Annotated in this window: 21 protein-coding genes and 2 tRNA genes; 9 read left to right on the top strand and 14 right to left on the bottom strand. The window is 62.4% G+C overall.

Annotated features, from left to right (window positions below):
- Positions 1 to 870 (top strand): formate dehydrogenase accessory sulfurtransferase FdhD, encoded by an 870-nt coding sequence (fdhD, locus tag CPI83_RS11205; protein ID WP_097387219.1) that lies wholly within the window; start codon positions 1 to 3, stop codon positions 868 to 870.
- Here the strand turns inward: fdhD and CPI83_RS11200 are convergent.
- The 3 genes from CPI83_RS11200 to aroQ are packed head-to-tail and all read right to left on the bottom strand — an operon-like array spanning position 821 to position 4,058.
- Positions 821 to 2,734: a sugar phosphate isomerase/epimerase and 4-hydroxyphenylpyruvate domain-containing protein gene (locus tag CPI83_RS11200; protein ID WP_046378772.1), complete on the bottom strand. Its 1,914-nt coding sequence runs from the start codon at positions 2,732 to 2,734 to the stop codon at positions 821 to 823. The two genes, fdhD and CPI83_RS11200, sit on opposite strands and share 50 nt — an antisense overlap.
- On the bottom strand, positions 2,731 to 3,609 hold the full coding sequence (locus tag CPI83_RS11195) for a shikimate dehydrogenase (RefSeq protein WP_097387218.1): 879 nt from the start codon (positions 3,607 to 3,609) through the stop codon (positions 2,731 to 2,733). Before CPI83_RS11195 ends, CPI83_RS11200 begins: the two co-directional genes overlap by 4 nt.
- Complete coding sequence (gene aroQ, locus CPI83_RS11190) at positions 3,609 to 4,058, bottom strand: type II 3-dehydroquinate dehydratase (protein ID WP_029538345.1); 450 nt, start codon at positions 4,056 to 4,058, stop codon at positions 3,609 to 3,611. Before aroQ ends, CPI83_RS11195 begins: the two co-directional genes overlap by 1 nt.
- Positions 4,059 to 4,185: 127 nt before the next feature.
- Here aroQ and CPI83_RS11185 point away from each other — a divergent pair, with 127 nt between their 5' ends.
- The 3 genes from CPI83_RS11185 (at position 4,186) to CPI83_RS11175 (ending at position 8,695) form a co-directional block, all read left to right on the top strand.
- Positions 4,186 to 4,860 (top strand): TetR family transcriptional regulator, encoded by a 675-nt coding sequence (locus tag CPI83_RS11185; RefSeq protein ID WP_019749082.1) that lies wholly within the window; start codon positions 4,186 to 4,188, stop codon positions 4,858 to 4,860.
- Between the two features lie 71 nt (positions 4,861 to 4,931).
- Positions 4,932 to 7,154 (top strand): glycoside hydrolase family 3 C-terminal domain-containing protein, encoded by a 2,223-nt coding sequence (locus tag CPI83_RS11180; protein WP_097388175.1) that lies wholly within the window; start codon positions 4,932 to 4,934, stop codon positions 7,152 to 7,154.
- Positions 7,155 to 7,357: 203 nt separating this feature from the next.
- Positions 7,358 to 8,695 carry an MFS transporter gene (locus CPI83_RS11175; RefSeq protein WP_020970000.1) on the top strand — a complete coding sequence of 446 codons (1,338 nt, stop codon included), beginning with the start codon at positions 7,358 to 7,360 and terminating at the stop codon, positions 8,693 to 8,695.
- Positions 8,696 to 8,797: 102 nt separating this feature from the next.
- Here CPI83_RS11175 and clpX read toward each other — a convergent pair whose 3' ends face one another.
- From clpX to CPI83_RS11150, 5 genes are all read right to left on the bottom strand, one after another.
- Positions 8,798 to 10,078: an ATP-dependent Clp protease ATP-binding subunit ClpX gene (gene clpX / locus CPI83_RS11170; protein WP_003944582.1), complete on the bottom strand. Its 1,281-nt coding sequence runs from the start codon at positions 10,076 to 10,078 to the stop codon at positions 8,798 to 8,800.
- 369 nt (positions 10,079 to 10,447) lie between these two features.
- A complete protein-coding gene (locus tag CPI83_RS11165) occupies positions 10,448 to 11,110 on the bottom strand; it encodes an ATP-dependent Clp protease proteolytic subunit (protein WP_003944539.1) in 663 nt (220 codons plus the stop codon).
- A gap of 48 nt (positions 11,111 to 11,158) precedes the next feature.
- On the bottom strand, positions 11,159 to 11,746 hold the full coding sequence (locus CPI83_RS11160; RefSeq protein WP_007730960.1) for an ATP-dependent Clp protease proteolytic subunit: 588 nt from the start codon (positions 11,744 to 11,746) through the stop codon (positions 11,159 to 11,161).
- 216 nt (positions 11,747 to 11,962) lie between these two features.
- A complete protein-coding gene (gene tig, locus CPI83_RS11155) occupies positions 11,963 to 13,336 on the bottom strand; it encodes a trigger factor (RefSeq protein ID WP_019749086.1) in 1,374 nt (457 codons plus the stop codon).
- Positions 13,337 to 13,451: 115 nt separating this feature from the next.
- Positions 13,452 to 13,525, bottom strand: a tRNA-Pro gene (locus CPI83_RS11150).
- Positions 13,526 to 13,924: 399 nt separating this feature from the next.
- On the opposite strand from CPI83_RS11150, the gene CPI83_RS11145 reads away from it, so the two are divergent.
- Positions 13,925 to 13,998, top strand: a tRNA-Gly gene (locus tag CPI83_RS11145).
- 193 nt (positions 13,999 to 14,191) lie between these two features.
- Positions 14,192 to 14,968, top strand: coding sequence for a hypothetical protein (locus CPI83_RS11140; protein ID WP_097388174.1), 777 nt, complete (start codon positions 14,192 to 14,194; stop codon positions 14,966 to 14,968).
- Here the strand turns inward: CPI83_RS11140 and CPI83_RS11135 are convergent.
- Entirely contained in the window at positions 14,965 to 15,762 is a 798-nt protein-coding gene (locus CPI83_RS11135; protein WP_097387217.1) for a DNA-formamidopyrimidine glycosylase family protein, read from the bottom strand. The two genes, CPI83_RS11140 and CPI83_RS11135, sit on opposite strands and share 4 nt — an antisense overlap.
- Before the next feature lie 15 nt (positions 15,763 to 15,777).
- Positions 15,778 to 16,251 carry a ribose-5-phosphate isomerase gene (locus CPI83_RS11130; RefSeq protein ID WP_003944571.1) on the bottom strand — a complete coding sequence of 158 codons (474 nt, stop codon included), beginning with the start codon at positions 16,249 to 16,251 and terminating at the stop codon, positions 15,778 to 15,780.
- Between the two features lie 100 nt (positions 16,252 to 16,351).
- Here CPI83_RS11130 and CPI83_RS11125 point away from each other — a divergent pair, with 100 nt between their 5' ends.
- Positions 16,352 to 17,230, top strand: a complete 879-nt coding sequence (locus tag CPI83_RS11125) for a M48 family metallopeptidase (RefSeq protein ID WP_021333424.1) — start codon at positions 16,352 to 16,354, stop codon at positions 17,228 to 17,230.
- Here the strand turns inward: CPI83_RS11125 and CPI83_RS11120 are convergent.
- Entirely contained in the window at positions 17,218 to 17,841 is a 624-nt protein-coding gene (locus CPI83_RS11120) for a DsbA family protein (RefSeq protein WP_003944541.1), read from the bottom strand. The genes CPI83_RS11125 and CPI83_RS11120 overlap by 13 nt on opposite strands.
- 166 nt (positions 17,842 to 18,007) lie before the next feature.
- Between CPI83_RS11120 and CPI83_RS11115 the strand changes: the two genes are divergently transcribed.
- Positions 18,008 to 19,243: an FAD-dependent oxidoreductase gene (locus CPI83_RS11115; protein WP_020908238.1), complete on the top strand. Its 1,236-nt coding sequence runs from the start codon at positions 18,008 to 18,010 to the stop codon at positions 19,241 to 19,243.
- A 65-nt stretch (positions 19,244 to 19,308) separates the two neighbouring features.
- A complete protein-coding gene (pepN, locus tag CPI83_RS11110) occupies positions 19,309 to 21,888 on the top strand; it encodes an aminopeptidase N (RefSeq protein ID WP_020970004.1) in 2,580 nt (859 codons plus the stop codon).
- 71 nt (positions 21,889 to 21,959) lie between these two features.
- Here pepN and CPI83_RS11105 read toward each other — a convergent pair whose 3' ends face one another.
- From CPI83_RS11105 to CPI83_RS11095, 3 genes are all read right to left on the bottom strand, one after another.
- The gene (locus tag CPI83_RS11105) at positions 21,960 to 22,439 is read right to left on the bottom strand and encodes a DUF5130 domain-containing protein (RefSeq protein WP_019749092.1); all 480 of its coding nucleotides are present in this window, start codon (positions 22,437 to 22,439) and stop codon (positions 21,960 to 21,962) included.
- Positions 22,426 to 22,689, bottom strand: a complete 264-nt coding sequence (locus tag CPI83_RS11100) for a hypothetical protein (RefSeq protein ID WP_007730943.1) — start codon at positions 22,687 to 22,689, stop codon at positions 22,426 to 22,428. The genes CPI83_RS11105 and CPI83_RS11100 overlap by 14 nt, the downstream gene beginning before the upstream one ends.
- Before the next feature lie 146 nt (positions 22,690 to 22,835).
- Entirely contained in the window at positions 22,836 to 23,381 is a 546-nt protein-coding gene (locus tag CPI83_RS11095; protein WP_019749093.1) for an HNH endonuclease, read from the bottom strand.
- Between the last annotated feature and the right edge of the window lie 273 nt (positions 23,382 to 23,654).

Genomic DNA, 23,654 nt, shown 5'->3' with positions numbered 1-23,654 from the left:
ATGGGACGGGTCACCGCACGAACACCGGTCGTTCGAATCTCGGGTGATCGGGTCGTCACGCGCCCCGACACGCTGGCCGTCGAAGAACCACTCGAAATGAGGGTTGGCGGTCAGGTGCTGGCCGTGACGATGCGAACACCAGGCAACGACGTCGACCTCGTCCACGGATTCCTTCTCAGCGAAGGCGTCATCGGTACCCGCGACGACGTGAGCGTCGTCCGGTACTGCGACGGCGTCGACGAAACCGGCGCGAACACATACAACGTCCTCGACATTTCGCTCGCTCCCGGAGTGCCGTTGCCCGATCACACCACCGATCGCAACACCGTCGTCAGTTCCGCGTGCGGCGTGTGCGGCAAGACGTCACTCGATGCCGTCCGAACCACCACGCGGCATCCCCTGGTCGGTGACACGACTTCCGTCACCTCCACCGTCCTGTCGGCCATGCCGGTCACGCTTCGGGAGAGCCAACGGATCTTCGAGCGCACCGGAGGCCTGCACGCAGCCGGATTGTTCACCGCCACCGGCGAACTCCTGGCGCTGCGCGAGGACGTCGGCCGGCACAACGCAGTCGACAAAGTGATCGGTTGGGCAATCACCGACGGCCGAGTGCCGCTCTACGACACGATCCTGATCGTCAGTGGGCGGGCGTCGTTCGAACTCGTCCAGAAGGCCGTCATGGCGGGCATTCCGATTCTGGGCGCAGTCTCCGCGCCGTCGTCATTGGCCGTGGAGTTGGCACAGGAATCGGGGTTGACCCTCGCCGGTTTCATCCGCGGCGATTCGATGAATATCTACTCGCACCCGCACCGAGTCGAGGTCACGTCTGATTCGCGCGCAACTGAGCCGACAGTCGCACAGCGGAGTTGACCTCCCCGTAGCCCTCGTATCCACCCACTCGCTGCACGACCTCGAAGAACAGGTCTCCCCCGACCGTCGGGGTGAACAGGTGGAAGAACTCACCGCGGGCGTCAGCGTCGTAAAGGATTCCGGCGCTGCGCATCCGGTCGAGCAGTTCTGAATTCAGGCCGAAACGTGCGTCCAGATCGTCGTAGTAGTTCGGGGAAATGGGTAGCGGAGCGAAGCCCCAGTCCTGCATGGACGCAGCGGCACCGAAGATGTTCTCACACGCGAAAGCGACGTGGCTGACGCCGCCGCGACGGACCGTCGGCAGCCCGCTTCGACTGCCCTCCACCATGTTCAGTGAGATCCGCAGGGTATGTCCGTCACCGTCCTGAACGAGCGTAAGTGCCTGGCTCCGCATGAGTCCGACCGAATCGGTGACGTCCTGCCCCTCGTGCGGTTGCATCTCGAACACGGACCGCAGGAGCAGCATGATGCCGTCCCAACTCTCGGCCGGAACTGCCAGTGCCACGTGGTCGATCCCGGTGAACACTGCGCCCTGTTCACGATTGCGCTCGGCGGGCAGCGGGTAGATCTCGAATGCCGATTCCCACGCTGCAGCGCTGCCGGGGCCACGAAGGTCGATCGATGTCGCATCGGTGACCTTCAAGCGTACGACGTCCGGTACCTCGGAGTTCTCGTCGCTCGAACCGGGCAACTGCACGCGCGTCGCCGGTACTTCGAGAGCCAGAGCGCGCTCTCCCCACACTTCGGGTTCGGTTGCCCTGATGCCGATCTGAGTGAGAACCGGCAGATCCGCGGGCAGCCCGGGCGCCGTCCACACCGTGCCCGCTGTCGCGTCGACGGCAACGGTGAGCGGTCCGTGCCGCCACAACTGCAAGTCGTGATCGTGGTGCCGTCCGACCAGATGAAAACCGACGCGAGAGAGCATCGAGTGCACCTGGTCCTGTTTAGCCGGACCCGCAGCGATTCGCAGAGACACGATCCCTTCGAGCGGGGTGCGCTCCGGGGCGGTGAACAGCGTGGGTCCACCGGCGGCAGGGTTCGCGGCGGCGACCTGTTCTTCCAGATGGAGGAGCGACCGATGAGCGTCGATTGCCGTCCGCTGGGTGTCCGCGCGGCGGAATACGTCGTTGAAGATCTCGAGCGACCACGGTCCGTCGTAACCGGTGGCGTAGACATGCTGAGCGAACGCACTGAGATCGAAGCTGCCCTGCCCCGGAAAGTTTCGGTGATGCCGGCTCCACTGGAGGATGTCCATCGCCAAGAACGGAGCGTCCGCCAACTGGAGGAAGAAGATCTTCTCGCCGGGAATCTCGCGAATTCCGGCGGGATCGTCACCGCGCGAGAGGATGTGAAAGCTGTCCAGACAGGTACCGAGCGAAGGATGGTCGACGCCCTCGACGATCTGCCACGCATGGCCGTACGTATTGACGTGGGCACCCCATGCGAGCGCCTCGTAGGCAACCTTCTTGCCGTGCTCGGACGCCAGTTCGGCGAGAGCTCCGAATTGCTCTGTCAACTGACCGTCATCGTGACTTGCGGTCGGCAGGGGCGAGGAGCACACCAGGAGCGTCTCGCACCCCAGTTGATCCATGAGCTCGAATTTGCGTTCCACTCGAACAAGATTCCGAGCAAATTGGGCCTCGTCCACCGTGTCGAAGTCACGGAATGGCTGATACAGATCGAGGGTCAAGCCCAGATCCGCAGCCCGCGTTCGCAATTCCTTCGGGGACCACGGCGAAGCAACAAAATCCGGCTCGAACACCTCGAAGCCGTCGAAGCCGGCAGCAGCGATGGCGTCGAGCTTCTCCTCGAGAGTCCCACTGAGCGATACCGTCGCGATCGACGTCCGGACCGGGGCACTCACAGCGCTGCCGCAGTCTGTTCGCCGTGCACGAGTTCCGTCATGTGCGCGAGCATCCGCTTACTGTCGGGCTCGATGCCCGTGAAGATCCGGAACGCGTCGACGGCCTGAAAGACAGTCATTCCGCCTCCGCTGAGCGTCGGGGCTCCGATCGACCTCGCTTGACGCAACAGCTCGGTCTCGAGCGGGCGGTAGACGATTTCCGCTACCCACAGATCTGGACGGAGCAGATCTGGCGAGAATGCCATTCCGGGATGAGCCGCCATTCCCATCGGAGTCGCGTGGATCAATCCGTTTGCGTTGCCGAGCACTTCGGCGAGGTCGCTCGTGTGCCGCGCCTCGACAACCTGCGCCGGAAACTGCTGCGCGAAGGTTTGTGCAAGTTCCTCCGCGCGAGGCAGGCTCGAATCGACCAACGTCAGTGTCCCGACACCGCGGGTGAGCGCTGCATAGGCAACCGCCGCACCGGCTCCGCCGGCACCGAGCTGCACGACGCGATCGAGCTGTGCTCCGGGAAGTCCGTCGTCGAAGTTGCGGCCGAAGCCCGACCAATCAGTGTTGTGTCCGATCGCCTTGCCGGAGTCGAAGAGGACCGTGTTCACCGCTCCGAGCCGGCTCGCATCCGGCGAGAGCTCGTCGAGGTGTTCGATCACCAACTGCTTGCACGGGTGAGTGATGTTGAGGCCGCGGAAGCCGAAACGTCTTGCATAGGTGAGAAGTTCACCGATGTCCGACGGCGCCATTCCCATCACGTCGAGATCGAGGATGCGGTAGACGTAAGGCAGGCCCTGTCTGCGCCCTTCTTCCTCGTGCATGATCGGAGTCAAGGAGGCTCCGATTCCGGTGCCGATCAGACCGCAGAGGATCGAATCACTCATCAGTTCTTCCCTTCTCGGATGCAGACGAATTCGACTGCGGCGCTGTATCCGTCGATTCCCAATCCACAGATGACGGCGTCGGCGATGCCGGAGACATACGAGTGGTGACGGAATTCTTCGCGACTGTGGATGTTGCTGATGTGCACCTCCACGACGGGGGCATCGAGTGTGACCAGAGCGTCGCGCAACGCAACGGAGGTGTGCGAGTACCCACCCGGATTGATGACGATGCCCGCGACATTTCCCCTGGCCTCGTGGACCCAATCGATCAGTTGGCCCTCGTGGTTCGACTGCTTTGCCTCGACCACCACTCCGAACTTCTCGGCCGCCGCTTCACAGCGGGAAACGACGTCGTCCAGGGTGTCTCTCCCGTAGAACTCCGGTTGGCGCTGGCCCAACAAATTCAAGTTGGGTCCGTTGAGGACCAGAACCGGTAGAGATGGAGTCATCAGGGGCACCTCGGGGTTGACGCTCGAAACTAATGTACGAACTAGTGAGTTAGTTCACTGGACGTTACTCCCCCGACGTGAACTCGACAAGCAAAGTCGACAAACTGCTGGCAGATAGAGTGAGCACATGGTTTCCGAGCAGTCAGTGAACTCTGTGGTGTCGAAGCCGGAGAAACGACGCCGAAACAGCGATCTGACCAGGGTGAACATCATCGCCGTCGCGACCGAGGAGTTTGCCGACAAAGGCTTCGCCGGCGCCCGGGTCGACGAGATCGCAACCAAGACGCATACCACCAAGCGCATGATCTACTACTACTTCACCGACAAGGAAGGGCTGTACAAGTCGGTACTCGAGCATGCGTACAGCGTCATTCGTGCGCAGGAACGTGAACTCGACCTCGAGGGATTGAACCCCACGGCAGCAGTCCGCGCTTTGGCCGAACTCACCTTCGACCACCACGAACAGCACCCGAATTTCATTCGGCTCGTGGCCAACGAGAACATGCTCCGCGGCGAGCACATCGAGAAATCCGAGTTACTCAGCGGCCTCGGCGCCCCTGCCGCCGACCTGGTCTCGCAGATCCTGCACGACGGGCAGCAGTCTGGGGCATTCCGCTCCGACGTCGATGCTCTCGATATTCACATGTTGATCAGCAGTTACTGCGTCTTTCGTATCGCCAATCGGTACACCTTCAAAGCGCTCTTCGACCGCGATCTGACCGACTCGACGCATCGTGAGCATCTTCGAACAATGCTCGGCGACATGGTTGTTGCGTTCCTGACCTCGAAGGCGCCGTCCTGACCTACCCCGAAGTCCGAAAAATCCCCCTACGGTGGTGAGTGGAACTCACAGCTGCCACCGGGAGGAATGACGTGACCGAGAATTACGTAGACGGGCTTTCACTCGAGGAGAAGGCGTCGTTGACGTCCGGCTCGGATTTCTGGCACAGCCAGTCCGTTGCCGGAATCGAATCGATACTCCTGACCGACGGTCCGCACGGAGTCCGGAAACAACCCGAGGGCGGCGACGCACTCGGACTCGGCCACAGCATTCCAGCGACATGTTTCCCACCGGCGGTCGGGTTGGGCTCGTCGTGGAACCTCGACCTCATCCGCCAGGTCGGTGAGGCTCTGGGCGACGAAGCCAAAGCCGAACAGGTCTCGGTCCTCCTCGGCCCAGGCATCAACATCAAACGGTCACCCTTGTGTGGCAGGAATTTCGAATACGTCTCCGAGGACCCATTCCTCTCCGGCCGCGTCGCGGCAGCGCTGATCACCGGCATCCAGTCTCGCGGCGTCGGAACCTCGCTCAAGCACTTCGCTGCCAACAACCAAGAACACGACCGGATGAGAGTCAGTGCCGACGTCGACGAACGGACGCTGCGCGAGATCTATCTGGCCGGCTTCGAATACGCCGTCAAGACCGCGGCCCCGACGACGGTCATGTGCTCGTACAACAAGATCAACGGTGTGTACTCGAGCCAGAACCATTGGCTGCTCACCGAGGTACTCCGCGAACAGTGGGGCTTCGACGGCCTCGTCGTTTCGGACTGGGGAGCGGTCAACGACCGCGTGGCGGCACTCGCCGCGGGCCTCGACCTGGAAATGCCGCCGACCGGAACCGATACCCAGATCGTCGACGCCGTGCGCGGCGGCGACCTGGACGAATCAGTGCTCACCACTGCCGCCGAGCGCCTGTCGACGCTGGTGAAACGCACCGCCGCCGCGCGCACCGAGGGCCACACGTACGACGTCGAGCGTCACCACGAACTGGCACGGACCGCTGCAGCGGAGTCCGCTGTCTTGCTGGCCAACGACGGAGAACTACTGCCGCTGACCCCCGGCGGGCAAACTGTCGCGGTGATCGGCGAATTCGCGTGCAGCCCGCGGTACCAGGGGGCCGGCAGTTCACAGGTGGTTCCAACCAAGCTCGACAATGCCTTGGACGCGATCCTCGACCTCGAAGGCGCCGACCGCGTCACTTTTGCACCGGGCTTCACCTTCGACGGCACTCCGGCCGACGACATGGTCACCGAGGCTGTCGACGCTGCGCGCCGCGCTGACGTCGCCGTGCTGTTCCTCGGACTACCGTCCGCCACAGAATCCGAAGGATTCGACCGAACCGACATCGAACTGCCGGCTGACCAGATCGCCCTGCTGGAAGCGGTCCACGGCGCGAACCCGAACACGGTCGTCGTGCTCGCCAACGGCGGTGTGGTTTCGATCGAGCCTTGGAAGGATCATGCCGCCGCAATCCTCGAGGGCTGGCTACTCGGCCAGGCGGGCGGCTCGGCGATTGCCGATCTTCTGTTCGGCATCACGAATCCGTCCGGCCGCCTCACGGAGACCATTCCGCTTCGCCTCCAAGACAATCCGTCGTATCTGCATTTCCCGGGATCACAGCAGCACGTCCGCTACGGCGAAGGCCTGTACGTGGGATACCGCTACTACGACTCCGCGCTGCGCGAAGTGGCGTACCCGTTCGGGTTCGGGCTGAGCTACACCACCTTCGACATCACCGATACCTCCGTCGAGGCCGGTGAGAACTCCGCCGAAGTGACCGTCACCGTGCGCAACAGCGGCGACCGATCGGGCAGCACCGTCGTTCAGGTCTACGTCCACGACTCCTCGGCAAGCATCGATCGACCCGCGCAGGAATTGAAGGGCTTCGCCAAGGTCCACCTCGACCCCGACGAATCCGCGACTGTGACCATCACGCTCGACACGAGGGCATTTGCCTATTGGTCCGTCGCGGCGCAGGACTGGGCGATCGAACCTGGCGACTACGAGATCCGCGTCGGCTTTTCGTCTCGGGACATCGCAACCACCGACACGATCACCCTGGCCGGGAACGTCGGCGTCGGCACGCTCGACGCCATGTCGACCATCGGCGAATGGCTCGCCCATCCCGTCGGCAGCGCAGTTCTCGGCGCCGCCATGGCTGCCGCAGCGGGCGACGGTGCACAGGCGGTCAGCCCCGAGATGATGGCACTCGCAGGCTCGATGCCGCTCGGAAAACTCGCCACCTTCGGCCTCGGCATCACCGAGGAACAGGTGGCGCAGTTGGTGGCGGCCGCCGCGCAGCCAGGCTCCTGACCGCCTGAACTGCGGTTTCGACGTGCGAAGAGTTCGCCGGTAGATTTTTATGAACTATTTGGTTAATAATCTTGTGTAGTCGCTGTGGCGTCGGTTACATTCCTTGTATCGCTCTCCGCACAGACGTTCTCGATACGAACACCCTCGACGAACACCATCGGCGGATGTAGAGCCTCCACGACGCTTCCACCCAGGAGATGAGCATGTCAGCTAGCACGGTTACACCGTCCGGCCCCGAGGCGGGATCCTTGGCCAGGCCGGACACGACCAAGGTCAAGCGCGCCGCAACGTCGTCGTTTCTCGGCAGCATGCTCGAGTACTACGACTTCTACATCTACGCCTCCGCCGCTGCACTCATCTTCCCCACCGTGTTCTTCCCGGACAGCGGACATGCGGCACTGCTTTCGCTGGCCACCTTCGGTGTCGCGTACGTCGCGCGTCCCCTCGGCGCTGTAGTCCTCGGCCATTTCGGTGACCGCGTCGGCCGCAAGAAGATCATGCTGCTCACGCTCATCATGATGGGCGCAGCAACATTCCTCATCGGATGTATTCCCAGCGCGGATTCGATCGGAGTTCTTGCACCGATACTGCTGGTCCTGATGAGAATCGCTCAGGGCATCTCCGCCGCTGGTGAACAGAGTGGCGCCAGCTCACTGACTCTCGAACATGCTCCCGAAGGTCGACGGGCATTCTTCTGCAGCTGGACCCTCAACGGCACCCAGGCCGGCTTCATCCTCGCCAGCCTCGTCTTCCTGCCCATCGCCGCACTCCCCGACGACATCCTCTACACGTGGGGCTGGCGAATCCCGTTCTGGGGCAGCCTGATCGTTCTCGTGGCTGCATACATCATGCGTCTCAAGCTCGAAGAGCCGGAAGAGTTCACCGAGCAGCAGGAGTCGAAGGCCGTCGCCAAATTGCCTGTTGCCGATCTCCTTCGCACCCACAGCGCAAATCTGATTCGCGTGATCTGCTGCGCTTTCATCGCCGTCGTCTCGACCATCTTCTCCGTCTTCGGACTCGCCTTCGCGACCACCGAGGAAGTGGGGATCCCGAAGTCGACCATGCTCTGGGTGGCCATCGCAGCCAACGCCGTGGCCTTGCTCAGCCAGCCCGCCTGGGCGATTCTCTCCGACCGGATCGGTCGCAGGCCGCTGTTCATCGGTGGCGCCCTCGGTAGCGCGGTGTTCATCTACGTGTACTTCGGCGCAATCGCCAGCGGCAACGTCCCGCTGATCTTCCTGGCCGCAATCGGATTGATGTCCGTCTTCTACGCTGCCCCGAATGCCATCTGGCCGTCGTTCTACTCCGAAATGTTCAACACCAAGGTCCGCTACTCCGGCATCGCGATCGGCACCCAGGTCGGCTTCGCCCTCGCAGGCTTTGCGCCCGCCATCGGCAACGCCCTCATGGGCGGGGACAAGACACACTGGATGCCCGTTGCCATTCTGACATCGGTGGCCTGCGTCATCTGCGCGATCTCCGCGTTCACCGCCAAGGAGACGTTCCGCACTCCCCTCAAGGAACTCGGCAACCCGATCTAGCCGAACACCCCCAGACACCCTGCACGAACCACTGTGTTGCACGAACGACTGTGGCCCGGTATCTCTCGCGAGAGATACCGGGCCACAGTCGTTTTGAAGTTTCTACGCCGTCTTGTCGCGACGCTCGCCACGCTCCGGCTTACGCGGAACGATGGTCGGAAGTACGTTGTCGTTGACGGTCTCCGCGGTGACGACCACCTTTTCGACGTCGTCACGGCTGGGGATGTCGTACATCACCGGAAGAAGAACCTCTTCCATGATGGCGCGCAGGCCACGAGCGCCGGTTCCACGCAAGATCGCCTGATCGGCGATAGCGTCGAGCGCTTCTTCGGTGAACTCGAGTTCGACGCCGTCCATGTCGAAGAGACGACGGTACTGCTTGACGAGAGCGTTCTTGGGCTCCGACAAGATCTGAACGAGCGATTCCTTGTCGAGGTTGGTCACCGACGCGATCATCGGCAAACGGCCGATGAACTCGGGAATCAGACCGAACTTGATCAAATCCTCCGGCATGACCTCGGCGAAACGATCGACCGTATCCAGTTCGGCCTTCGACCGAACCTCGGCGCCGAAACCGATACCGCGCTTGCCGACACGATCGGAGACGATCCGCTCGAGACCAGCGAAAGCACCCGCGACGATGAACAGCACGTTCGTGGTGTCGATCTGAATGAATTCCTGGTGCGGATGCTTGCGACCACCCTGCGGCGGGACGCTCGCCTGCGTACCTTCGAGGATCTTCAGCAACGCCTGCTGAACACCTTCGCCGGAGACGTCACGCGTGATCGACGGGTTCTCGCTCTTGCGAGCGATCTTGTCGACCTCGTCGATGTAGATGATTCCGGTCTCGGCGCGCTTGACGTCGTAGTCGGCAGCCTGAATCAGCTTGAGCAGAATGTTCTCGACGTCCTCACCGACGTAGCCGGCCTCGGTCAACGCCGTCGCATCGGCGATGGCGAACGGGACGTTGAGCATCTTCGCGAGAGTCTGAGCGAGGTACGTCTTGCCACAGCCAGTGGGGCCGAGCATCAAGATGTTGGATTTCGCGAGCTCAACCGTCTCACCCCGCGCATCACGGCCCTTGTCTCCGGCCTGAATGCGCTTGTAGTGGTTGTAGACGGCCACGGCCAGCGTCCGCTTGGCGGAATCCTGACCGATGACGTAGTTCTCGAGGAATTCTCGGATCTCCGCAGGCTTGGGAAGCTCGTCGAGCTTGACCTCGCTCGACTCGGCCAATTCCTCTTCGATGATCTCGTTGCAGAGGTCGATGCACTCGTCGCAGATGTACACCCCGGGTCCTGCAATGAGCTTTTTGACCTGCTTCTGACTCTTGCCGCAGAAAGAGCACTTGAGCAGATCCCCGCCGTCGCCGATGCGTGCCATCTCGTGAGGTCCCTACTTTCCATCATGTACGTGCACTCGCCGCCACTCGATCGGTCGAGACGCTCCGCAGTACTCGGTATCAGATCAGAAGTTGTCAGATCAGAAGTTGTCGGATCAGACAAACTGATCAACAAACTGATCGAACAAATCTGGTCGAACAATCGCAGAACGCCGGTCGAGAACCAGCCCGTGAAGTGACGGTACCCGCAGATCCCGAACGGGGTCGACCTGTTCTCGGCGTTTCGCCTGCGGATAAAAAAGAAAAGAGTCGAGATTTCAGCCTGGCGAGCGCTCCACCAGGCACTTCTCGACGTGTCCGCCTCGTGTCGGGAATCGGAATACAGATCCTCGACACGAGGCGGAAATCGACTACTTCTGTGCGCTGAGCTTCCGGTAAGCCAGCACGTCGTCGATGATGCCGTACTCCTTGGCCTGCTCGGCCGTGAGGATCTTGTCGCGATCGGTGTCGACGCGGATGGTCTCCGGATCCTTGCCCGTGTGCAGCGACAGCGTGCTCTCCATGAGTCGACGCATACGCTCGATTTCCGCAGCCTGGATCTCCAGATCGGAAACCTGACCCTGGATGCCGCCCGTGGCCGGCTGGTGAATCAGAATGCGCGAGTTGGGGAGCGCGAAGCGCTTGCCCGGCGTACCACCGGCGAGAAGGACAGCAGCTGCCGAAGCAGCCTGACCGAGGCAGACGGTGGAGATGTCGGCACGGACGTACTGCATCGTGTCGTAGATCGCCATCAGCGCGGTGAACGAACCACCGGGCGAGTTGATGTACATGGTGATGTCGCGGTCCGGATCCTGCGATTCGAGAACCAGCAACTGTGCCATGAGGTCGTTGGCGGAGACGTCGTCGACCTGCGAGCCGAGGAAGATGATGCGCTCCTCGAACAGCTTGTTGTACGGGTCGGACGTCTTGACGCCGTAGCTGGTCTGCTCCGTGAACTGGGGCAGGATGTAACGCGATTGGGGGCCCGACGGCGCCTGGCCGCCCAGCGAGTTAGCTCCGAAAAGATTGGTCATCAGTTCTCCAAAGTATGAATTGGGCAGCGAAAGGATGGACGAACCGGCTCAGTTGCCGGTGCCGCCGGCCTGATTCGCACGGGAGACGACGTGGTCGACGAAGCCGTACTCGAGAGCTTCCTTCGCCGTGAACCAACGGTCACGGTCGGAGTCCGCGGTGATCTGCTCGACCGTCTGGCCGGTGTGCTGAGCGATCAGCTCGGCCATTTCGCGCTTGGTGTGCTTGAACTGCTCGGCCATGATCGCGATGTCACTGGCGGAACCACCGATACCGGCGGACGGCTGGTGCATCATGATGCGGGCGTGAGGCAGTGCGTAACGCTTGCCCTTGGTGCCTGCCGAGAGCAGGAACTGACCCATCGACGCCGCAAGGCCCATACCGAAGGTGGCGATGTCGCACTCGGCGAACTGCATCGTGTCGAAGATCGCCATACCTGCGGTGACAGATCCACCGGGCGAGTTGATGTAGAGCGAGATGTCTCGCGTCGGGTCCTCGGCCGAGAGCAGCAGGATCTGCGCGCACAGCTTGTTGGCGATGTCGTCGTCGACCTGGGTACCGAGGAAAATGATGCGCTCTCGCAGCAAGCGCTCGTACACCGAGTCGCTGAGGTTCAACCCAGCGGTCGCTGAAGTCATGGCGGGACTCTGCAAAGTCTCCAGGTGATTGGAAGTCACGGTACCTGCCTTCTATGTGGATCTACTTGTGCGGTGGATCGTCTATGCGAAACACTTCTACTGACACAGACAGTAACGAAGTAGGGCGGCACCGGAGTCCCGGTGCCGCCCTACTTCGCTCAAAGCGGAAAACTCAGTGCAGTCGATCGTGGTGAAAACACCCGTCCGCCTGCGTTTTTACTTGTCTTCGCTCTCGGCGGAATCAGACGCATCCGCTTCGGTTTCGTCCTCGCTGCTGCCGAACAGTTCAGCGGTGTCGACAACGGCGCCGGAGGTGTCCTTGACACCGGCCGACTCGACGACGGACGCGAGAGCCTTGCCACGACGGACGTCTGCGAAGACGGCGCCGAGCTGGTTGGCCTGCTGGATCTGCTGGATGAACTGCTCAGGAGCCATGCCGTAACGCTGCGCCTGGAACAGGATGCGCTCGGTGAGCTCGTCCTGACCGACGGTGACGTTGCCCGCATCGGCGATCGAGTCGAGCAAGAGCTGCGTCTTGACGGAGCGCTCAGCGGCTTCCTGGGCATCCTTGTCGAATTCTTCGCGGCTGCTGCCCTGCTCTTCGAGGAGCTTGTTCAGTGCCTCTTCGTCGTGATCGAGACCGTGAACGGCGTCATGCAGTGCAGCATCGACCTCAGCCTTGACGACGGCTTCCGGCAACGGAACCTCGACCGTCTCGAGCAGCTGCTCGAGAACCTTGTCGCGGATCTGACCGGCCTGCTCGACCTTGCGGACGCGTGCGACGCGCTCGCGGAGGTCAGCCTTCAGTTCTTCCAGGGTGTCGAACTCGCTGGCGAGCTGAGCGAACTCGTCGTCCTCAGCCGGAAGCTCGCGCTCCTTGACCGTCTGCACGGTCACGGTGACAACAGCTTCCTTGCCCGCGTACTCGCCGGCGACCAGCGTCGACGTGAAGTCCTTGGACTCCCCCGCCTTGAGGCCGATGATGGCTTCGTCGAGGCCCTCGATGAGCTGGCCCGATCCGACCTCGTGCGACAGTCCGCTAGCGGTTGCCTCGGCAACGTTCTCGCCGTCGACGGTGGCCGACAGGTCGATGGAGACGAAGTCGCCGTCCTCGACTGCGCGGTCGACGCCGGTGAGGGTGCCGAAACGCTGACGCAGCGAAAGCAACTGCTCTTCGATGGCTTCGTCGGTGATCTCGATCGGATCGACCTCGACGTTGATGGAGCTGAAGTCAGGGAGCTCGATCTCGGGGCGCACGTCGACCTCGGCGGTGAACTCGAGGAGCTCGCCGTCTTCGATCTTGGTGACCTCGATCTCGGGCTGGCCGATGGCCTTCACGCCGGCGCTGGTGACAGCCTCGGAGTAACGCGACGGCAGAGCGTCGTTGACGACCTGCTCGAGCACAGCGCCGCGACCGACACGTGCTTCGAGGAGGCGAGCCGGAGCCTTGCCGGGACGGAAGCCGGGGAGACGAATCTGCTGCGCGAGGGCCTTGTAGGCCTTGTCGAAATCAGACTTGAGTTCCGCGAAGGGCACCTCAACGTTGATACGGACTCGCGTCGGGCTGAGCTGCTCGACGGTGCTCTTCACGAAACTTCGCTCCTTCGTCTGGTCTTGCTCACAACTTGTGTTGAATCGGTACTGCTGTCTGGCGCGGCACTTCACTCCCGGACTTACTGGAGGTGAAGTGCCATGTACGTACTTGTCGGGATGACAGGATTTGAACCTGCGACCCTCCGCTCCCAAAGCGGATGCGCTACCAAGCTGCGCTACATCCCGTTTCCGATCACATGAAACACACGATACGGCCATCCGAGGCCACAAAGACAGCGGGCCACAAAGGCAGCCACCATCGGTGACCGCGCACAACCCTATCGCGCTCACTACTCTCTCACGAACCCGACCGTCGTTTGTACACGGCCCGCCTGTCCGACCCCGTCAGTATGTCATCCGACCGCCGCCACATACAGCCTTGGCTGAACGAAACGTGATGACAGCCGGAATTAGAAGCCGGGCCGCAAGGCAAGACACCCCGACTCGCCGGGCATTTCGGCAATTCCCCAGGTGAACGACGGTATCGAACTTCTCCAACCCCCCGATTATGAAATCCGGTGGGGCATTGGGTACAGTTTCGTATCGCAGACGACGAACACGGCGATCCCGAGTTGTCGTATGCACGGGGATGTAGCTCAATGGTAGAGCCTCAGTCTTCCAAACTGATCACGCGGGTTCGATTCCCGTCATCCCCTCCATGAGGAGGGAAACTCCACAAAAATCCGCATCGGCCTGGCCGGTGCGGATTTTTTGTGTTCAGACTTTGTGCACTCAGGCCACTCCCCTGTGGTCCGTATCCTGGAGTTGTCCGGATCGATTCTGCTCGGGAGGCCACTCGTGACCACGATTCTTCTCATACTCGTCGTTCTGGCCGTAGTCGTATTTCTGGTCATGAAAAGCCAGCAACGCGGTTCCGGCCACAGCGCAACACAACTCGACGACGCGAAAGCCGATGCCAGGCAGGCGATCGAACGCCTCGGCGGTCAGGTCTACAACCTGACCGGCAGTGACGACGCGTCGCGCCAAGCCCTCGCCGACGCGGCCGAACGGTACAACGCCGCAGGCTCGCAGATCGATCAAGCCGCAACGCCGGTGCAGGCACGTCTCGCGAAACAGACTGCGCTGGAAGGGCTTTACTACATCCGCGCGGCGCGGGTGGCAATGGGCATGGATCCGGGACCGGAAGTTCCTTCCATCGACGGACAGAAGGCTGCGGGTTCGGTCACCGAAGACCGTGAGGTCGAATTCGAGGGCCGCAAGGTCGCGGCATCACCCAATCCGTCGTCGCACACACCCAACTACTACCCCGGTGGCCGAGTCGCCGGACGCCCGGTCCCGGCCGGCTGGTACTCCGAACCCTGGTGGAAGCCTGCCCTCGTCGCCGGTGCCTGGGGTCTGGGTTCGATGATGCTGTTCTCGACCATGTTCTCCGGCATGGCCGGGGTTCCTTACGGCGCAGAAGCTTTCGCACAGGGTGGCGATACGGGAGCCGGCGACTCGGGAGATCAGGGTGACTCGGGAGATCAGGGTATGGACGCCGGTGACTCCGGCGCGGAACAAGGAAGTGTCGACAACACCGATTTCACCGCAGACGGTGGAGGCAGCGACTACGGGGACTTCGGAGGCGGCGATTTCGGCGGCGGAGACTTCGGCGGCTTCGACTTCTAAACCGACTGGCACACCGGGCACCAGAACAGGTTTCGCGCCTCCATGACGGAATGCAGGATCGGTGTGCCGCACACGCGGCACGGCGATCCTGCTCTTCGGTAAACGTAAGTCCGCGGACGATCCTTCGCGTACGCCGGATCACCGTTGTCGTGCTCGGCGCGAACGACGTGCATCTTCCCGCGCCTGACACCAACCTTCATCAATTCGACAAGATCTGCCCACATGGCAGTCCATTCGTCGTGAGAGATGAGATTCCCCGGTCGTTCAGGGCTGATTCCGTGACGAAAGAGAAGTTCGGCGCGATAGACGTTGCCGACACCCGCCAGGACCGCTTGATCCATGAGCAGCGCGCCGATCACCTTCTTGGACTTGGAGATTCGCACCCATGCCTGGTGTGGTTCCGCGCCGCGGCGCAGTGGGTCCGGCCCGAGTCTGGCCTCGATCGCGGCGACCTGAGGCGGCAGTAGGACTTCGCAGGCGGTGGGACCACGAAGGTCGGTGCCGAAATCGGCACCGACCATTCGCATCCGGACCTGGCCTACCGGTTCTTCCATCGGCAGGGCGGAGTCGGTGAACTTTCCGTACAGCCCGAGGTGTACGTGAACTGTCAATCCGTTGTCATAGGTGTGCCAGAGGTGCTTCCCCCAGGCATCCGAGGACGTGAGTACGTGTCCGTCCACCAGACGCGCGTCCTCGGCGAATCTGCCTTGCGGGCTGAGGACGCGGACCGGTGAACCGACGAACTTGCGTGCATGCAACCGTGCCAGTCGATGCAGGGTATGACCTTCAGGCACGGAACAACTTTCGGATCAGGCTTGCGGCAGAGCCGGTGCGACGCCGGTCTTCTCGTACTCGGACAAGATGTCGATACGACGCTGATGACGCTCTTCACCCGACCATGCGGTGGCGAGGAAAGCATCGACGATGGCGAGTGATTCCTCGAGGGAATGCATACGTCCACCGATGCCGATCAGCTGAGCGTTGTTGTGCTCGCGGGCCAGCTTCGCCGTTTCGACGCTCCAAGCGAGAGCGCACCGTGCGCCGGGAACCTTGTTCGCGGCGATCTGCTCACCGTTGCCACTGCCACCCAGGACGATTCCCAGGCTGCCCTCGTCGGCAACGACGCGCTTTGCGGCTTCGATGCAGAATGCCGGGTAGTCGTCCACGGCGTCGTACTCGTGAGCACCACAGTCGATGGCCTCGTGGCCGTTCGCTTTGAGGTGTTCGATGATCTCGTTCTTACGTTCGAATCCGGCATGGTCGGCACCCAGGTATACGCGCATGGCGACAATTCTCTCAGGCCCGACCAGCCGGGCGCACCCGGGTCGACGTCACACTTTCAGGAACACGCATCGCCGCACGAGCGCACCTATCGTGGTGCCCATGTACCCCGTCAACGGCCAGGCCGCTGCACCCGCCGTTCGTGTGTCACCAGGCAGTGACGCGGTTCGCCACCCGTGGGAAATTCCGCTACTCGTGCTCGCCGTTCTGACGACAGTCGTCACCTATGTGGTGGCGATCGTTCTGATCGCTGCGGGTGATCTGTCGACGTGGATCCTCGTGGTGCTCGCGGCTCCGATCCTGCTGTTCCTCGCGCGAGGTCAGCTGTACGGATCGCAGCAGGTCAACGGAATCAAGATGACGCCTTCGCAATTTCCGGAGGGGTATCAGTTGGTTGCCGAGGCCGCGGCACGGTTCGGCATGAAAACTCCGCCGGATGCCTACGTCGTGCTGGGGAACGGACGGATCAACGCATTTGCGTCAGGGCACGGATTTCGGCGTTTCGTCGTCGTCTACAGCGACCTGTTCGAGGTCGGTGGGCAGGCCCGCGAGCCCGATGCGCTCGCATTCATCATCGGTCACGAGGTCGGCCACATCGCTGCTGGGCATGCGTCGTACTGGCGCCAGTGGGGACAGTTCGCGTCGAACTACATTCCGGTGATCGGATCTTCGCTGTCGCGTTCCATGGAGTACACGGCAGACAACTTCGGTTTTCACATGCGCCCACAGGGAGCACCGGGCGCCATGGGTGTCCTCGGCGCCGGAAAGTATCTCGTGGGTCTGGTCGGATTCGACGAACTCGCCGATCGCGCGACACTCGAATCCGGTTTCTTCCCGTGGTTCGTCAACATCTTGTCGTCGCATCCGGTGCTGACCTGGCGTGCGGCCGCGCTTCGCAACCGCACGCACTCAGGGCATCTGTTCTTCCGGCCCGGTCAGCTCTACCGAAATCCGGCGCTCACTACCGCTCAGTCGAACTGAGGATCCTCGTTGCGGGTCCGCTTGAGCTCGAAGAAGTGCGGGTAGCCGGCCAGCGCGACGGCGCCGTCCCACACCTTGCCTGCATCCTCGCCGCGCGGGATACGTGACAGCACGGGACCGAAGAACGCCACGCCGTTGACATGGATCGTCGGGGTTCCGACGTCGGGTCCGACGGCGTCCATGCCCTTGTGGTGGCTCTCACGCAGTGCCTCGTCGTACTTGTCGGTGTCGGCAGCCTCGGCCAGTTCGGGCGGCAGTCCGACCTCGGCGAGCGACGACTTGATGACGTCGGCGAAGTCCTTGTTGCCCTCGTTGTGAATCTTCGTACCCATGGCCGTGTACAGCGGCAGCAGGATCTCGTCACCCTTCAGCTGCGCTGCCGCGATAGCGACGCGGACCGGGCCCCAGGCCTTGGTCATCATCTCGCGATACTCGTCGGGGAGGTCGCGGCCCTCGTTGAGAACCGCAAGGCTCATCACGTGGAACTTGGCCTCGATGTCGCGTACCTGCTGGGCCTCGAGAATCCAGCGCGAGGTGATCCAGCACCACGGGCAGAGCGGGTCGAACCAGAAGTCAGCAGTGTCCGTGGTCTTACTCGAGGTTGCGCTCACGAAGAAACTCCCTATCAGTTCATGTCGGTCAGGTTCTATCAGTTCAGGGACATACTCCCGTTCTGCCAACAATCATGAACCCGCAATCCTTCCCGCGCTTTCCCCCGAACCACCTTCCGATCGCAGTAGTGTCGAAAAGAAACGAGTACGAAGGAGTGGTTCAGTAATGAGCACCAACCGGAGATTCGTGATCGTCGGCGGCGGGCTCGCGGGCGCAAAGATCGCAGAAGCCCTGCGTGACAGAGATTTCGACGGTGAGATCACCGTATTGAGCGAAGAAGACCACCTTCCGTACGAGCGGCCGCCGCTGTCGAAAGAGTTCTTCGCAGGCAAGAAGACACTCCCCGAATTCACCGTCCACGACGGCGAGTGGTTCCGCGACCATCACATCGATCTTCGTCCGGGAACGACGGCAACGGCCATCGACCCCGCTGCGCACACCGTGTCACTTCCGGACGGTTCCACGATCAGCTACGACAAGCTCGCCTTGGCCACCGGCTCACGTTCGCGGCGCCTCGACATCCCGGGGTCCGACGCCGAGGGCGTTCACTACGTGCGAACAGTCGATCAAGCCGCTGCGCTACTGCGCACCCTGGCCGCCGACAAGAAACTCGTCGTGATCGGTGCCGGCTGGATCGGTCTCGAAATTGCCGCGTCGGCTCGCGGTTTCGACGTCGACGTCACCGTGCTCGAACATGCCGGCCTTCCGCTCGAATCGACCCTGGGCCCGGAAATGGGTGAGGTCTTCGCCGCTCTGCACCGCCAGAACGGCGTCGACTTGCGCACCGGCACGGACGTCAGCGCAATCTCTGTCGACGGCGATCACGCCGCCGGCGTCACTTTGAGCGACGGCACCGTGATTCCGGCCGACGCCGTGTTGATTGCTGTCGGCGCGTTGCCGAACACCGAGTTGGCGTCGGAGGCGGGTATCGACGTCGACAACGGAGTTCTCGTCGACGCCGGTCTGCAGAGCAGCGACCCCGACGTCGTTGCAGTAGGCGACATCGCGGCCGCACAGCATCCGATTCTGAATGCACGAATTCGGGTGGAGCACTGGGCAAACGCACTCAACCAACCCGAGACGGCCGCAGACACCATGTTGGGTCGGCCCGCCGAGTACGTGCGCATGCCGTATTTCTTCACCGATCAGTACGACCTCGGGATGGAATACGTGGGTCACGCGCCGCACGGCGGCTACTCCCGTGTCGTCACTCGCGGCGACGTCGACAAGCGCGAGTTCCTGGCCTTCTGGCTCGATTCCGCGAACAAGGTGCTCGCCGGCATGAACGTGAACATCTGGGATGCCGGTGACGCCATCAAGGAATTGGTCGCCTCTTCGCGTCCTGTCGATCCGGAGCGGCTGGCCGATCCGGAGATTCCGCTGGCAGAAGTGTCCGCTTGAGTAAAGCCGTTCTCTTCGTGATGGGATGGACGTAATAGATCCGCACCATCTACGAGGAGATCTTTGTGGTCGCACCGAACCTGACACGCGAAACCGCAGCGCAACGGTCAGCAATCCTGACCGTCGAGAACTATCTGATCGAACTCGATCTCACCGACGGCAACGACGCACCCGGCGAGGAGACGTTCTCTTCGAAGACCACCGTCACGTTCACGGCTACGGCCGGAGCAAGCAGCTTCATCGACATCGTCGCGGCCCGAGTCCATTCCGCGGTCCTCAACGGCACCGCACTCGACGTCTCCGACTACGACGAGTCGACGGGCATCAGCCTTCCCGACCTCGCTGCCGACAACGAGTTGGTCATCGAGGCCGATTGCATCTACTCCCACACCGGCGAGGGACTGCACCGATTCGTCGACCCGACCGATGACGCCGTCTACCTCTACTCACAGTTCGAGACGGCTGACGCCAAGCGCATGTTCGCGTGCTTCGATCAGCCCGATCTGAAGGCCACGTTCGACATCCACGTCACCGCTCCCACGTCGTGGAAGGTCATCTCCAACTCCGCGGTCGTCGAGACCCTTGCCGCCGATCCCGGCAAGCACGTCTTCCGGACCACCCCGAAGATGAGCACGTACCTGGTGGCGCTCATCGCCGGTCCCTACGCGCAGTGGACCGACAACTACTCCGACGAGCACGGCGACATCCCGCTCGGAATCTTCTGCCGCGCTTCGCTGGCCGAGTTCATGGACGAGGAGCGGCTCTTCACCGAGACCAAGCAGGGATTCGACTTCTACCACCGCAACTTCGGTGTTCCCTATGCCTTCGGCAAGTACGACCAGCTCTTCGTCCCCGAATTCAATGCGGGCGCGATGGAGAATGCCGGCGCCGTGACATTCCTCGAGGACTACGTCTTCCGGTCCAAGGTGACCCGCTACTCGTACGAGCGTCGTGCCGAGACGGTACTGCACGAAATGGCGCACATGTGGTTCGGCGACCTCGTCACGATGGCGTGGTGGGACGACCTGTGGCTCAACGAGTCGTTCGCGACCTTCGCTTCGGTCCTGTGCCAGACCGAGGCCACGGAGTACACGAACGCCTGGACGACGTTCGCCAACGTCGAGAAGTCGTGGGCATACCGCCAGGATCAGTTGCCGTCGACGCACCCGATTGCCGCGGACATTCCGGACCTGGCTGCCGTCGAGGTCAACTTCGACGGCATCACCTACGCGAAGGGCGCCAGCGTCCTCAAGCAGTTGGTCGCATACGTCGGACTCGAGCCGTTCCTCGCCGGACTGCGTGAGTACTTCCGTGAGCATGCATTCGGAAACGCAACATTCGACGATCTGCTGGGCTCACTCGAAAAGTCCTCGGGCCGTGACCTTTCCGACTGGGGTCGACAGTGGCTCAAGACCACCGGTTTGAACATCCTGCGCCCCGACTTCGATGTCGACGCAGACGGAAAGTTCACCCGCTTCGCCGTCCTGCAGGACGGTGCGGCACCAGGCGCCGGCGAGCGGCGAATCCACCGGATCGCCATCGGCATCTACGACGACGTCGACGGCAAGTTGGTACGAAGCCATCGCGTCGAACTCGACCTCGATGCCGTGGAAAGCACGGATGTCCCCGAACTTGTCGGCGTCGCCCGCGGTGCACTCGTGTTGGTCAACGACGACGATCTCACCTACGGCTCCGTGCGACTCGATCCCGAATCTTTGGCGACGGCGATCGAGCGGGTCGGCGACATCACCGACTCACTCCCCCGCACCCTGGTCTGGTCGGCGGCGTGGGAAATGACCCGTCAGGCCGAACTGAAGGCGCGCGACTTCGTCGCACTGGTCGAGCGCGGCATCAGTTCGGAGACCGAAGTCGGTGTGGTGCAACGTCTCTTGCTCCAAGCCCAAACCGCCATCGGCTCCTACGCAGATCCGGCCTGGGCCGAGGCCGAAGGCGCGGCGAGCTTCGCCAATCGGTTGCTCGAACTCGCACGTGAGGCAGAGGCCGGGTCCGACCACCAGCTGGCATTCGTCAACGCACTCACCGGTGCAGCACTCTCCCCGTGGCACACCGAGGTACTGCGCGAATTGCTCGACGCCGATCCCTCCACCGTCGGGCTCGACGGCCTGATCGTCGACACGGACCTGCGCTGGCGCATCGTCGGGGCACTGGCAGCTGCGGGTGAGATCGACGCCGAAGGAACCGCAACTCCGTTCATCGACGCCGAAGCCCAGCGTGACCCGACCGCTGCGGGCGCTCGTCAAGCCGCGGCGGCCGCGGCCGGACGTCCGCAGGCTGCTGTCAAGGAAGAGGTCTGGGCGAAGGTCGTCGGCGACGACTCGGTGCCCAACATCACCGCACGATCGATCATCGGCGGGTTCGCTCGCGAAGGCCAGGACGAATTGCTCGAACCCTTCGTCTCCCGTTACTTCGCCGACATCGCGGCGGTGTGGGAACGACGCTCGAGCGAAGTGGCACAGACCGTCGTCATCGGGCTGTACCCGGCGTGGTCGATCTCCGCAGAATCCGTCGCGGCGGCAGACCGATTCCTCGAAGGCGACATCCCTCCCGCGTTACGTCGTCTGGTCGTCGAAGGCCAGGCCGGTGTGGTTCGTTCACTCGCAGCACGAAAGTTCGACGCGAGCTGACATGCGAAAGGCCGGTGCCCGCGTCGATTCTCACGAATCGACGCGGGCACCGGCCGGTGTCTGACAAACAGTTACGGCGCTGAAATTGCGGCTGCCATAACGCGGATGGCACTGATCAGTCCGTCGATCAGGTTGCCTTCACTGAAGGATGCAACAGCTGCCGTTGCTCCGAGCTGGGTAACGCGATCAGTGACCCGATCGGCGATTGCCCGCCCGCTGCGTACCTCGACGGTGCGCTGGTTGGGCGAGACGGCGATCAGCACGGAACGCTCGGCTTCGGGCGTGGTCGGGAACAGTGCGTCGGCACCCGCTGCCGGATCAGAACCGAGATCACCGATGTAGGCGTTGAATCGCACCTTGGTGGCCCGCGTCGCTTCGGTCATCGCGACGTCGAGCGCGACCAGATCCATGGTCTCGAACGGAAGATCGTCGGTGAACGGCTCGCCGATGCGGTGCACACCGGAAACGCGTCCGCTGGACGTGACGACGCTGCCGACGGGCAGGTCCTCGGGCGCTACTGCGAGCGCGGTCGAATGATCACCACTTGCCACTTGCGGACCCTCCGATCAGATCAGCCGAACCGGCTTCGATTGCGTGTGCACTGCCGTGATGGCCACCGCGAACGGTGACTTCGTCGACAGCACTCCACAGCACGGGAGCGTGATCCCACGACTCACCGAGATGGAACGCCGGCGGAACCGGTCCCGGCGTCTTCTTCCCGAGGAAGGACGCAGCCGCGAAGAACGCGGTGATCAAGGCCGGAATCCCAACGTATATCAGTACTACCTCGAGAATGCTCACACCAGATAACGTAGCCCAGAACGCCAGGAAGGAAAGCGTCAGGGCCACAAATTCTCGGGCAATTTCGTTTCGGTGACGACAGAACGCCGCTCAGGCTGCGCCCACGCCGACACATAGCTCAGGCTGCGCCCACGCCGACACATAGCTCAGGCTGCGCCCACGCCGAGATACGGCATCCACGCCGGATGCAATTCCTTGGTCGCCGCGAGCAGACGCCAATGCGGACCGGACGGGGGAACCAATTCCGCACGGAGAGTCCATCCGAGTTCGCTGAGCATCTTGTCGGCCTTGCGGTGATTGCAGGGGGCACAGCACGCGACGCAGTTCTCCCACGAATGCCCGCCACCTCGGCTGCGAGGAACGACGTGGTCGATGGTTTCGGCTTTGGCTCCGCAGTACGCACATCGGAAGTGGTCACGATGCATCAGTGCGGCACGAGTCATGGGGATGCGGGCGCGATACGGAACGCGCACGTAGGTGCGCAATCGAATGACCGAGGGAACCTGCACCGACCAGTCCGCAGAATGGACTACCGGGCCTTGTTCGTCCTCGTGGACGGTATCGGCCTTGCCGCAGGCCATCAGTACGACCGCGCGCCTGGCAGGAAGGGCGGTCAGCGGTTCGTACGTGACGTTGAGCAGTAGCACCCGACGTTTTACCCACTCGGGCACAACGCGATCGGGAGGGAACATCTCGAGGTGAGAATGCTCTTCGGAAAAGAGTGGGTCAGCAGTGTGCGCGAACCCGTCAGGAACAACTTCCAGAACAGCCCCTAACGCGTGGTCGTTCCGCGCGCTAGTGGGCTGGAGTTGTCGGTGATTGCGTGCAGCATGTCGGTTCTTCATACGACCTCCGGGAGACTGCCCCCAAGTTGACCACGGATGATCGCGTTACGCACTCCCATTTCGAACAAAATTGCCAGGACGGACGGTGAATTTCCGGTGAATGGGTACGCACTCCGACCC

This window comes from Rhodococcus sp. H-CA8f, from assembly GCF_002501585.1.
Taxonomy (GTDB): domain Bacteria; phylum Actinomycetota; class Actinomycetes; order Mycobacteriales; family Mycobacteriaceae; genus Rhodococcus_F; species Rhodococcus_F erythropolis.
Note: the sequence above shows the minus strand (reverse complement) of the source record. Positions and strands in the feature narration are given on the sequence as shown.